This window comes from Burkholderia sp. Se-20373, assembly GCF_017104705.1.
Classification (GTDB): Bacteria; Pseudomonadota; Gammaproteobacteria; order Burkholderiales; family Burkholderiaceae; genus Burkholderia.
The window spans coordinates 33,643-45,516 of the sequence record NZ_JAAGPH010000057.1 but is presented as its reverse complement, the minus strand read 5'-3'; the positions used below and the strand labels follow the sequence as shown (position 1 = coordinate 45,516).

The window sequence follows — 11,874 nt, the reverse complement described above, 5'->3', positions numbered from 1 at the left end:
GCCCATCTGCCGGCATGCTTCCGCCACCGGCCGCCGTCATGCGTCCGCCTCCCGCGCCGGGCGGTGAGGGCCGCGCGATGCCGGTACCGGTGCACCCGGGCGGTGGTGGGGGTGGTGGCGGTGGTTACGGCGGCGCGCGACCGCAAGGCGGCGGGAACGGCGGCGGAAGCCACGGCGGTGGCGGAGGTGGCGGCGGCCCGGAAGAATTCCGTCACTGACGATGCCGATGCATTCGGTCGGCGCAGGGCGAAAAAAAGCCGCTCCGGAGAGCGGCTTCTGGATGGGCCGAGCGGGCGGTCGTATAGCCCGTAGCCCGACCGGCTACGTGTTACAAGCAGCCGGCCTTGCGGGTTGTTACCCGAATCAGTCGTCGAGCAGCGACAGGTCGCGCACCGCACCCTTGTCGGCGGACATGACCAGCTTCGCGTAGGCCTTCAGCGCAGCGGACACCTTGCGCGGGCGCGGCTGCGCCGGCTTCCAGCCCTTGGCGTTCTGCTCTTCGCGGCGGCGCGCCAGTTCCTCGTCCGACACCAGCACGTTGATCGTCCGGTTCGGGATGTCGATGCGGATCTTGTCGCCGTCGCGCACGAGGCCGATCGCGCCGCCCGCTGCCGCTTCCGGCGAGCAATGGCCGATCGACAGGCCCGACGTGCCGCCCGAGAAGCGGCCGTCCGTCAGCAGCGCGCATGCCTTGCCGAGGCCCTTCGACTTGATGTAGCTGGTCGGGTAGAGCATTTCCTGCATGCCGGGGCCGCCCTTCGGGCCTTCGTAGCGCACGATCACCACGTCGCCGGCCTTGACCTTGTCGTTCAGGATGTTGTCGACTGCCTCATCCTGCGATTCGGTCACGTGAGCCGTGCCTTCGAACACGAGGATGCTCTCGTCGACGCCGGCCGTTTTCACCACGCAGCCGTCGAGCGCGATGTTGCCCGTCAGCACGGCGAGGCCGCCTTCCTTCGAGAACGCATGCTCGTACGAGCGGATGCAGCCTTCGGCGCGATCGAGGTCGAGGCTCGGCCAGCGCGTGTTCTGGCTGAACGCGACCTGCGTCGGGATGCCGGCCGGGCCGGCCTGGTAGAACGTGCGGACCGCGTCGTCCTGCGTGCGGACGATGTCCCACTGGTCGAGCGCGTCCTTCAGCGTCGGCGTGTGCACGGTCGGCACGTCGGTGTGCAGCTTGCCGGCGCGGTCGAGCTCGCCGAGGATCGCCATGATGCCGCCTGCGCGGTGCACGTCCTCGATGTGGTACTTGTTCGTGTTCGGCGCGACCTTGCACAGCTGCGGCACGACGCGCGACAGGCGGTCGATGTCCTTCATCGTGAAGTCGATGCCGGCTTCCTGCGCGATCGCCAGCAGGTGCAGGATCGTGTTGGTCGAGCCGCCCATCGCGATATCGAGCGTCATCGCGTTCTCGAACGCCTTGAAGCCCACCGAGCGCGGCAGCACGCGTTCGTCGTCCTGCTCGTAGTGCTGGCGGGTGAGTTCGACGATGCGACGGCCGGCGCGCTTGAACAGTTGCTCGCGGTCGGCGTGGGTGGCCACCACCGTGCCGTTGCCGGGCAGCGACAGGCCGAGCGCTTCGGTCAGGCAGTTCATCGAGTTCGCGGTGAACATGCCCGAGCACGAACCGCAGGTCGGGCAGGCCGAGCGCTCGACTTCGGCGACTTCCGCGTCGGAATACGACGGGTCGACCGCGATGACCATCGCGTCGACGAGGTCGAGCTTCTTCACCTCGATGGCCTTGGTGACCGGGTTCGCAAGGCGCGTCTTGCCCGCTTCCATCGGGCCGCCCGACACGAAGATCACCGGGATGTTGAGGCGCATCGCGGCCATCAGCATCCCCGGCGTGATCTTGTCGCAGTTCGAGATGCAGACCATCGCGTCCGCGCAGTGCGCGTTCACCATGTATTCGACCGAGTCGGCGATGATGTCGCGGCTCGGCAGCGAATACAGCATGCCGTCATGGCCCATCGCGATGCCGTCGTCGACCGCGATCGTGTTGAATTCCTTTGCGACGCCGCCGGCAGCCTCGATCTCGCGCGCGACCAGTTGGCCGAGATCCTTCAGGTGCACGTGCCCCGGCACGAACTGCGTGAACGAGTTGACGACCGCGATGATCGGCTTCGAGAAATCGTCGTCTTTCATGCCGGTGGCGCGCCAGAGCGAGCGCGCCCCTGCCATGTTGCGGCCAGCGGTGGAGGTTTTGGAACGGTAAGTGGGCATGGTCGTTGCTGAAGAAATATCGCGGGAAAAGGGTGGAGGCACGGGGAATAAAGGCCTCTCTCGCGCCCGTGCGAACAACCTCTTGAGCTGCGCCCTGGGCAAACTCCGTGATTATCCCACAGCCGCCGGGCGGGCGGCGCCGGCGGGCAAGGCCGACCGGCGCGGGTGGGGCGCGGCGGGCCGCGCGTGGGCGTACAAGCCGAAAGAACCGAACAAAGCGCGGCGCGAAGACAGAGTGGCGGAAACACGCGAAGCCGGCAGCCGGCCATCGCCAGCGGCGCCCGGCAGCGGCTTCATCGCCCGTCTTGCCGACGACGAAGCCGCGCCGCTCGATCGCGCGTCAGTCGAGCAGCGTCAGGATCTCGTCGTACAGCGCCTTCGGAATCCGCACGCCGTTCGCGAGGCTGCGCGCGCGGGCGTCGAAGCGGCGTTGCGACGGCAGCCGCGCACCCTGCGCGACGATCGATTCGAACATCCGTTCGCCGCGCGCGAGCCCCGTATCGAGATCGTCGCCGAGGAACACCTTCGGGTCGAAGGCGATCACGAGTTCGCCGTGGCACGGCGTCGCGCCGACGCCTTCGTCGAAGTCCATCGATTCCCGGCTCGTCATGTCGCCGATCAGCGCGCCGCCGAGCAGTTCGACCATCGCCGCGAGCGCCGAACCCTTGTGGCCGCCGAACGTGCGCATCGCGCCCTGCAGCGCGGCCTTCGGATCGGTGGTCGGCCGGCCGTCGGCGTCGATCGCCCATTCCGGCGGGATCGCCTTGCCTTGCTTCGCATGCAGCTCGATGTCGCCGCGCGCGATCGCGCTCGTCGCGAAATCGAACACGAACGGCACGCCGCCCGGGCGCGGCCATGCGAACGCGATCGGGTTCGTGCCGAACACCGGCTCCTTGCCGCCTTCCGGTGCAACCCAGCTATGGCTCGGGTTCATCGCGATGCCGACCAGCCCCTCGGCCGCGATGGCCTCGACCTCGGGCCACAGCGCGGAGAAGTGGTAGCAATGGTTGATCGTCATCGCCGCGATGCCGTGCTGCTTGGCCATCTCGACGAGCACCGGCAGGCCGGTCTCGAAGCTCAGCAGCGAAAAGCCGCGATGGGCGTCGACCGAGACGATCGACGACGACAACCGGCGCAGCGTCGGCACGGCTTGCGGATCGACCTTGCCCTTCTTCAGCGAACGCACGCAGACGAGCAGCCGGTACACGCCATGCGAATGGCATTCGTCGCGCTGGCCTTGCGTGATCACGCCGGCGATGGCACGCGCATGCGCGTCGGACATGCCGTGGTGCGTCAGCACGCGCAGCGCGAGCGCGTGGACTTCATCGAGCGACAGGACGACTTCGTCGGTGGATGCGGTCATCTCACGCCTCCCGCGGCGCGGGCACGCCGTCGATACGTTGCGGCACGTTCAGCGGATTGCCGTTGCGGATCGCGTCCGGAAGCAGCGCATCAGGCAGGTCCTGATACGACACCGGGCGCAGGAAGCGCTCGATCGCGCGCGCGCCGACGGACGTCGTCCGCGTATCGGACGTGGCCGGGAACGGGCCGCCGTGCACCATCGCGTGGCCGACCTCGACACCCGTGCCGAAGCCGTTGACGAGAATGCGGCCGGCCTTGCGCTCGAGCAGCGGGCGCAGCGCGGCGAACAGCGGCGCATCGCCATCGGCGAGGTGGGCCGCGATCGTCAGCTGGCCTTCGAGCGACTTCAGCACGCGATGCAGCGTGTCGGCGTCCGGGCAACGCACGATCAGCGAAGCGGGGCCGAACACCTCGTCGCGCAACTCGGGATGCGCGATGAACGCGTCGGCCGAGGTCGCGAGCAGCGCCGCGCGGGCCTGCAGGCGGTTGCCTTCGGCGCCTTGTGCGAGCAGCTCGACAGCCGCGTGATCGCGCAGCGCCGCGACACCCTGTTCGTAGCTGGCGTGGATGTGCGGCGTCAGCATCGTTTGCGCGGGCGCGGCACGCACCGCGGCGGCGGCCGTTTCCTCGAACGCGCGCAGCGCAGGCCCGTCGACGGCGAGCACGAGGCCCGGGTTCGTGCAGAACTGGCCGGCGCCGAGCGTGAGCGACGCGACGAACTGCGGCGCGATCGCGTCGTGGCGCGCGTCGAGCGCGGCGGGAAACAGCAGCACGGGATTGATCGAGCTCATTTCCGCATAGACGGGAATCGGCTCGGGGCGCGCCGCCGCGATGTGCATCAGCGCGACGCCGCCGCGGCGCGAGCCGGTGAAGCCGACGGCCTTGATGCGCGGATCGGCGACGAGCGCCTGGCCGATCTCGCGCGACGCGTCGAACAGCAGCGAGAACACACCGGCCGGCATCCCGCATTCACGCGCCGCTTGCTGGATTGCGCGGCCGACGAGCTTGGAGGTGCCCGGATGCGCCGAATGCGCCTTGACGATCACCGGGCAGCCGGCCGCGAGCGCCGAGGCGGTATCGCCGCCGGCGACCGAGAACGCGAGCGGGAAGTTCGACGCACCGAACACGGCGACGGGCCCGACCGCGACGTTGCGCAGGCGCAGGTCGACGCGCGGCAGCGGCTTGCGCTCGGGGCGCGCCGGATCGATCCGGGCATCGAGAAAGCCGCCGTCGCGCACGAGCGACGCGAACAGCGCGAGCTGGCCGACCGTGCGGCCGCGCTCGCCTTCGATGCGCGCACGCGGCAGGCCCGTTTCGACGACGCAGCGTTCGATCAGGTCGTCGCCGAGCGCCATGATGTGGCGGCCGATCGCGTCGAGAAACGCGGCGCGGGCTTCGAGCGACGTTTCGCGATAGGTGTCGAAGGCGTCGTCGGCGAGCGCGCAGGCCGTCTCCAGGTCGTGCAGGCTCGCACCGCCGAAGGCGGGTTCGAGCCGTTCGCCGGTGGCGGCGGCGATCGCGTGGACGGTGCCGTTCTGTCCGGCAATGGCGGACGGGCCGATCAGGAGCTGACCTGTGAGTTGCATGGTTTTCCTCGGAAAAAACAGGAGCCGGGCGTGGGGCGCCCGGCCGAAGGGATCATGGAAAAGGGGCGCGGATGCGTCAGTCCTCGTCGTCGTCGAGTTGCAGCTTCTCCGAGCGCACGCCGGTGTTCGCGCCCCAGTAGTAGATGACGAGCGCGACAGCCGCGACGACGACCGTGTCGTACGGGTGCGCAAGCTGGCCCGTGCCGCCGAAGCCGCCGAGATACGACAGGACGATCATCGCGGCATAGAACGCGATCAGCCATGCGGACGAGCGCACCTGCTCGGCGAGGCTCAGGTGTGCGGTCGGCACCCAGCGGCGGCACGCGAGATAGATCACGAACATCACGATCTGCAGGCCGAGCAGCCAGGACACCGTGCTCCAGCCCGACCAGTAGACGATCAGCGCGGCGATCACGAACGACGCGGGGCCGGTGATGCCGAACGCGCTTGCACGGAACGGCCGGGGCAGGTCGGGTGCGGTGCGGCGCAGCGCGGCGACCGACACCGGCGCGACCGCATAGCTCAGCACCAGCGCGGCCGACACGATGTTGATCAGCGCTTCCCACGACGGGAACGGCAGCGTCCAGAAGATCGCGAGGCCGAACGTGAGCCACAGGCCCGCGCGCGGGATGCCCGACGCTTCGTCGACGCGCGTGAACACCTTGAAGAACGTGCCCGTCTTCGCCCAGCCGTAGACGACGCGCGGCGTTGCGTTCATGTAGATGTTGCCGCAGCCGCTCGGCGAGATCATCGCGTCGGCGACGACCATCACCGCGAGCCAGCCGACGCCGAGCGCCAGCGCGATGTCGCGGTACGGCAGCGAGAACGCCTTGCTCACGTCATGCCAGCCGGCGGCGAGCATCTGCGTAGGGATGCTGCCGATGAACGCGAGCTGCAGCAGCACGTAAATCAGCGTCGACAGCAGGATCGACAGGATCAGCGCGATCGGGATCGTACGCTGCGGATTGCGCACCTCGCTCGCGACCGACACGATCGGCGTGAGCCCGAGGTACGCGAAGATGATGCCGCCGGCGGACACGGCCATCTCGATGCCCGGCATGCCGAACGGCGCGAAGCCCTGGATGGTCAGGTTCGCGGGCTTGAAGAACGTGAACAGCACCGCGATCACGGCCAGCGGCACGATGAACTTGAAGATGCTGATGATGTTGTTCGCCTTCGCGAACGTCTTCACGCTCGAATAGTTCAGGTAAAAGAAGAAGCACAGCAGCGCGGCCTGCACGAGCCAGCCGAGCGTGGTCGGGTCACTCGATCCTTCGACGGTCAGGCCCGGAAACCACGCGGCCGCATACTGGCGCGCGGCGACGACTTCGATCGCGATCAGGCTCGAAAAGGCGATCAGCGTGATGAAGCCCATCAGGTAGCCGAGCAGCGGGCCGTGCGAGAACACCGGGTAGCGCACGACGCCGCCCGCGCGCGGCAGCGCGGCGCCGAGTTCGCAGTAGACGATGCCGAGCAGCAGCACCGCGAAGCCGCCGAGCAGCCACGAGAAGATGCCGGCCGGGCCCGCGATCGTCGACACGTGACTCGCGGCGAACAGCCACCCCGAACCGAAAATGGCGCCGAGACCGATGAACGTGAGATCGGTCAGCGACAGCTGTTTCTTGAACTTGCCGTGACCCGCGTCGGGGTGCGCGGAACGGGAAAGCGGGACAGACGGGTGAGCGTTGCCTTGGCCTGGCATGGGCGTGTCTCCTGGAGGAATATCGGCACAGGCTCGAGGTGCGCCGCGCTCCGACGGAGCAGCGGCGCCAGCCTGCCGGCCGGCGTCGCCCGGTTCGAACGACCGGGGCGGGCTGCGGGGCGTTCACGCGCGGCGCGCTCGGGCGCCGGTATGAACGGGCCCGCAAGCCATGCCGGACCGGAGACGGCGGCGCGTGAGGGGGAAATCCCGCGCGCCGCCGCAGGGGGAGTCGATCAGAGACCGACGTCGGGCAGCGCCGGGCGCGTTTCGAGCGCCTTCGCGACGATGGCCTTCACTTCCGCGAGCGTGTCGCCCTGCAGCGCGAGGCGCGGCGGGCGCGTGATCGCGCTGCCGCGGCCGACCAGCTCTTCGCACAGCTTGATGCACTGCACGAGGTCGGGGCGTGCGTCGAGGTGCAGCAGCGGCATGAACCAGCGATACAGCGCGAGCGCTTCGTCGAAACGCTTCTGCTTCGCGAGGCGGAACAGCGTCTCGCCTTCCTTCGGGAACGCGTTCGACATGCCCGACACCCAGCCTTCGGCGCCGACGGCGATGCTCTCGACCACGACGTCGTCGAGGCCCGCGAACAGCACGAAGCGATCGCCGACTGCGTTGCGCAGGTCGATGAAGCGGCGCGTATCGCCCGACGAATCCTTGAAGCAGACGATGTTCTCGCAATCCTGCAGCGCGATCAGCACGTCGGGTGTCACGTCGTTCTTGTAGATCGGCGGGTTGTTGTAGACCATCACCGGCAGGTCGGTGCTGGTTGCGACCGCGCGGAAGTGCGCGGCGGTTTCGTGCGGCTTCGCCGAGTAGACCAGCGCGGGCATCACCATCACGCCGTCGACACCGACGCGCTGCGCCTCACGCACCGTGTTGCGCGCGAATTCGGTCGTGAATTCGGCGATGCCGGCGATCACCGGAATCTTGCCGCCGGCCGCGTCGCGTGCGGCTTCGATCACCTGCAGCTTCTCGCTCGTCGACAGCGACGTGTTCTCGCCGACCGTGCCGCAGACCACGAGGCCCGATACGCCGTCGTTCACCAGGTTCTTCACCACGCGGTGCGTGGCATCGATGTCGAGGGAAAAGTCCGGCTTGAACTGGGTGCTGACGGCCGGGAAAACCCCGGTCCACTGAATGGCGTTTCGGCTCACTTCAATCTCCTACGTGTTTGTATCGGTCGGCCGACAGGTGTCGGTGTGGCAACCAGTATCGCCGCGCAAATGCCCATCACGCTTGAGTCGTATCGCGGAGCAAAATGACGAAATCGGCACAGCGGCCGGACGGCGCGGGAAGGGCGCTTCGCACTATGCCGATTTCGTCGTCGTCCTCATCGAAAAGCCACAAGCGGGCGGACGCGCGACGGAGGAAGCTGTGCTCCTTTCCCCACTTCGGACGGCTCATGATGAAGCGCATCCAGATCATCGATTCGCACACGGGCGGCGAACCCACTCGGCTCGTCGTGTCCGGTTTCCCCGCGCTCGGCAGCGGCACCATGGCCGAGCGTCGCGACGTGCTCGCGCGCGAACACGACCGCTATCGCACCGCCTGCATTCTCGAACCGCGCGGCAGCGACGTGCTGGTCGGCGCGCTGCTGTGCGAACCCGTGTCGCCCGACGCGGCGGCCGGCGTGATCTTCTTCAACAATAGCGGCTATCTCGGGATGTGCGGGCACGGCACGATCGGCGTCGTGCGCACGCTGCACCATATGGGGCGCATCGCGCCCGGCGTGCACCGGATCGAGACGCCCGTCGGCACCGTCGAGGCCACGCTGCACGACGACCTGTCGGTCAGCGTGCGCAACGTGCCCGCGTATCGCCATGCGCGGGGCGTCGCGCTCGACGTGCCGGGTTACGGCCCCGTGAAGGGCGACATCGCGTGGGGCGGCAACTGGTTCTTCCTGATCAGCGACCACGGGCAGCGCGTCGCCGGCGACAACGTCGCGGCGCTCACCGCGTATGCGTCGGCCGTGCGTGAAGGGCTCGAACGCGCGGGCATCACCGGCGCGAACGGCGGCGAGATCGACCATATCGAGCTGTTCGCCGACGATCCCGAACACGACAGCCGCAGCTTCGTGCTGTGCCCGGGCCTCGCGTACGACCGCTCACCGTGCGGCACCGGCACGAGCGCGAAGCTCGCGTGCCTCGCGGCCGACGGCAAGCTCGAACCGGGCGCCGTATGGCGGCAGGCGAGCGTGATCGGCAGCGTGTTCCAGGCGAGCTATGAGCAGACCGACGGCGGCATCGTGCCGACGATTCGCGGCAGCGCGCACCTGAGCGCGGAAGCGACGCTGCTGATCGAGGAAGACGATCCATTCGGCTGGGGCATTGCGCCGTGAGCGACACGAAGACGGATGTCGTCGTGATCGGCGCCGGCATCGTCGGCGCGGCGTGCGCGCACGAACTCGCGCAGCGCGGGCTGCGCGTGCTCGTCGTCGACGACGCGAGCGGCGGCGCAACCGGCGCGGGCATGGGGCACCTCGTCGCGATGGACGACAACGCGGCCGAACTCGCGCTCAGCCATTACTCGATCGAATTGTGGCGCGCGCTGAGCGGCGAGATGCCCGAAGGGTGCGCGTACCGCAACTGCGGCACGCTGTGGCTCGCCGCCGATGCGCACGAAATGGATCTGGCGCGCGCGAAGCAGGCGACGCTGGCCGCGCATGGCGTGGCGGGCGAACTGATCGACGCGGCGACGCTCGCGCAACTGGAGCCGATGCTGCGTGCGGGCCTGGGCGGTGCGCTGAAGATTCCCGGCGACGCGATCCTCTATGCGCCCGTCACCGCGAACTGGCTGCTGCAGCGCGCGCCGCGCATCACGTTGCGGCGCGACCGGGCCGTCGCGGTCGACGGCCCGAGCGTGACGCTCGCGAGCGGCGACACGCTGCGCGCGGAGCGGGTGCTCGTCGCGAACGGCGTGGCCGCGCGCACGCTGCTGCCCGAGCTGCCGCTGCGCCCGAAAAAAGGCCATCTGCTGATCACCGACCGCTATCCGGGCCAGGTGTCGCACCAGCTCGTCGAGCTGGGCTATGCGGCGAGCGCGCATGCGAGCGACGGCACGTCGGTCGCGTTCAACGTGCAGCCGCGGCCGACCGGCCAGTTGCTGATCGGTTCGTCGCGCCAGTTCGACACCGAGGACGCGCAAGTCGACCCGCCCGTGCTCGCGCGCATGCTGCGCCGCGCGGTCGGCTATCTGCCGGACCTGGCCGACCTGAACGGGATCCGCGCATGGACGGGGTTCCGTTCCGCGAGTCCCGACGGGCTGCCGCTGCTCGGCGAGCATCCGGCGCGGCCGGGCGTGTGGCTCGCGGTCGGGCACGAAGGGCTCGGCGTGACGACCGCACCGGGCAGCGCGCGGCTCGTCGCTGCGCTGATGGCCGGCGAACGGCCGCCCATCGATATCGAACCGTATTTGCCGGGACGCTTCGTGAGCGCGTCCCTCGTCGCCGGAGCGCTGACATGAAACGACCTCCACGCTCACTTTGCTCGCTGTCGGCCGGGGTTGGCGCTTCAGCGCTGACTCCCGTCCCATGCACGGCGCCCCTCGCAGGGGCGGTCAGCCTCCTTGGGGCGGCCCCGCGGAGGCTGACATGATCATTCATCTGGACGGCCGCGCGCTGACGGTGGCCGACGGCGCGACCGTCGCGGCCGCCGTCGCGGCGAGCGGAGACGACACGACGCGCGTGTCGTGCACGGGTGCGGCGCGTGCGCCGTTTTGCGGGATGGGCATCTGCCAGGAGTGCAGGATGACGATCGATGGCCGACGCCGGCTGGCCTGCCAGACGCTGTGCCGCGACGGGATGCAGGTGGCGCCGCCGTCGCCGGGCGGGTTCCGGTTCCCGAGCATCCGGCTGCACTGACGGATTTACATTCGTTACAGCCGGAAACGATTCAGTCGGTAGCGTATGCGAACTTGCGCGTAAGCTACCTGCTCCAACCTTCGCATCGACTCATTCATGCAGGCCACTATGATGAAAAAACTGTTCCTGATCCCCGTTTTCGCGGCGCTGTTCTCGTTCGGCGGCGCAGCCCACGCGCAAGTCGACCAGTCGAACCCGCAGGCGCTGATCAAGACGGCGACGCAGCAGGTGCTCGACGAAGTCAAGCAGCAGACGATCAAGCAGGGCGACACCAACCGCATCATCACGATCGTCAACAAGGACATCCTGCCGTACACCGATTTCCGCCGCACCACGCAGCTCGCGATGGGCCGCAACTGGCGCACGGCGACGGCCGATCAGCAGCAGCAGGTTCAGGAGCAGTTCAAGCTGCTGCTGATCCGCACGTACTCGGGCGCGCTGGCGCAGCTGAAGCCGGACCAGCAGATCCAGTACCCGCCGTTCCGCGCCGATCCGGCCGATACCGATGTCGTGGTCAAGACGGTCGCGATGAACAACGGCCAGCCGGTCCAGATCGACTACCGCCTGTACAAGACGGCCAACGGCTGGAAGGTGTATGACCTGAACGTGCTCGGCGCGTGGCTGATCCAGACGTACCAGCAGCAGTTCAACGAGAAGATCCAGCAAAGCGGCGTGGAAGGCCTGATCCAGTTCCTCACGCAGCGCAACCAGCAACTTGCCGCCGGCAAGCAAGCGTCGTGAGCGGCTTCGAAGCCGGCTCCTCGCTGACCGTCGCGAGCGCGAAGTCCGCGCTCGCGGACGGTCTTGCGCGCATCGGCGCGGGCGCGACCGCCGTCGATTGCGCGGCGCTGACGCAGTTCGATTCGTCCGCGCTCGCCGTGCTGCTCGCATGGCAACGTGCCGCCAAAGCGCGCGGCGCGACCCTCGACATCCACAATCTCCCCCCGAAGCTCGCCAGCCTCGCGCGCGCGTACGGCGTCGACGCACTCATCGACGGCACCGGGCGACATTGATCCTGTCCGACCGGAGCCTGCCGCGCCGCCCGGCGCGCGCAAGCTTCAGGCCGCGTGCCTCCGGCACCGGCTCCCCCAGCCGGTTTGCCCTATAATCAAGCGTTTTGCGGGGCAGCCAATCGGCGTCCG

Annotated in this window: 10 protein-coding genes; 5 read left to right on the top strand and 5 right to left on the bottom strand. The window is 68.7% G+C overall.

Features of this window, described 5'->3' with window-relative positions:
* Positions 1–363 precede the first annotated feature (363 nt).
* From ilvD to G3N96_RS19795, 5 genes are all read right to left on the bottom strand, one after another.
* Complete coding sequence (gene ilvD, locus G3N96_RS19815) at positions 364–2,223, bottom strand: dihydroxy-acid dehydratase (RefSeq protein ID WP_089442700.1); 1,860 nt, start codon at positions 2,221–2,223, stop codon at positions 364–366.
* Between the two features lie 340 nt (positions 2,224–2,563).
* Positions 2,564–3,586: an Ldh family oxidoreductase gene (locus tag G3N96_RS19810; protein WP_206138206.1), complete on the bottom strand. Its 1,023-nt coding sequence runs from the start codon at positions 3,584–3,586 to the stop codon at positions 2,564–2,566.
* Between the two features lies 1 nt (position 3,587).
* On the bottom strand, positions 3,588–5,171 hold the full coding sequence (locus G3N96_RS19805) for an aldehyde dehydrogenase (NADP(+)) (protein ID WP_206138205.1): 1,584 nt from the start codon (positions 5,169–5,171) through the stop codon (positions 3,588–3,590).
* A 76-nt stretch (positions 5,172–5,247) separates the two neighbouring features.
* Complete coding sequence (locus G3N96_RS19800) at positions 5,248–6,873, bottom strand: APC family permease (protein WP_206138204.1); 1,626 nt, start codon at positions 6,871–6,873, stop codon at positions 5,248–5,250.
* A 233-nt stretch (positions 6,874–7,106) separates the two neighbouring features.
* On the bottom strand, positions 7,107–8,027 hold the full coding sequence (locus tag G3N96_RS19795) for a dihydrodipicolinate synthase family protein (protein WP_006484863.1): 921 nt from the start codon (positions 8,025–8,027) through the stop codon (positions 7,107–7,109).
* Between the two features lie 251 nt (positions 8,028–8,278).
* Here G3N96_RS19795 and G3N96_RS19790 point away from each other — a divergent pair, with 251 nt between their 5' ends.
* The 5 genes from G3N96_RS19790 (at position 8,279) to G3N96_RS19770 (ending at position 11,745) form a co-directional block, all read left to right on the top strand.
* Positions 8,279–9,211 carry a 4-hydroxyproline epimerase gene (locus G3N96_RS19790; protein ID WP_124577986.1) on the top strand — a complete coding sequence of 311 codons (933 nt, stop codon included), beginning with the start codon at positions 8,279–8,281 and terminating at the stop codon, positions 9,209–9,211.
* Positions 9,208–10,335, top strand: a complete 1,128-nt coding sequence (locus G3N96_RS19785; RefSeq protein ID WP_206138203.1) for an FAD-dependent oxidoreductase — start codon at positions 9,208–9,210, stop codon at positions 10,333–10,335. Before G3N96_RS19790 ends, G3N96_RS19785 begins: the two co-directional genes overlap by 4 nt.
* Before the next feature lie 127 nt (positions 10,336–10,462).
* Complete coding sequence (locus G3N96_RS19780; protein ID WP_206138202.1) at positions 10,463–10,732, top strand: 2Fe-2S iron-sulfur cluster-binding protein; 270 nt, start codon at positions 10,463–10,465, stop codon at positions 10,730–10,732.
* A 111-nt stretch (positions 10,733–10,843) separates the two neighbouring features.
* Positions 10,844–11,473 (top strand): ABC transporter substrate-binding protein, encoded by a 630-nt coding sequence (locus G3N96_RS19775; protein WP_124583786.1) that lies wholly within the window; start codon positions 10,844–10,846, stop codon positions 11,471–11,473.
* Positions 11,470–11,745: an STAS domain-containing protein gene (locus G3N96_RS19770; protein ID WP_089424333.1), complete on the top strand. Its 276-nt coding sequence runs from the start codon at positions 11,470–11,472 to the stop codon at positions 11,743–11,745. The genes G3N96_RS19775 and G3N96_RS19770 overlap by 4 nt, the downstream gene beginning before the upstream one ends.
* The last annotated feature ends 129 nt before the right edge of the window (positions 11,746–11,874 follow it).

Bases quoted from the DNA above. Each gene is read 5' to 3' on its own strand.
- ilvD (WP_089442700.1), bottom strand. From the start codon at position 2,223: ATGCCCACTTACCGTTCCAAAACCTCCACCGCTGGCCGCAACATGGCA.
- G3N96_RS19775 (WP_124583786.1), top strand. From the start codon at position 10,844: ATGAAAAAACTGTTCCTGATCCCCGTTTTCGCGGCGCTGTTCTCGTTC.
- G3N96_RS19780 (WP_206138202.1), top strand. From the start codon at position 10,463: ATGATCATTCATCTGGACGGCCGCGCGCTGACGGTGGCCGACGGCGCG.
- G3N96_RS19805 (WP_206138205.1), bottom strand. From the start codon at position 5,171: ATGCAACTCACAGGTCAGCTCCTGATCGGCCCGTCCGCCATTGCCGGA.
- G3N96_RS19800 (WP_206138204.1), bottom strand. From the start codon at position 6,873: ATGCCAGGCCAAGGCAACGCTCACCCGTCTGTCCCGCTTTCCCGTTCC.
- G3N96_RS19810 (WP_206138206.1), bottom strand. From the start codon at position 3,586: ATGACCGCATCCACCGACGAAGTCGTCCTGTCGCTCGATGAAGTCCAC.
- G3N96_RS19790 (WP_124577986.1), top strand. From the start codon at position 8,279: ATGAAGCGCATCCAGATCATCGATTCGCACACGGGCGGCGAACCCACT.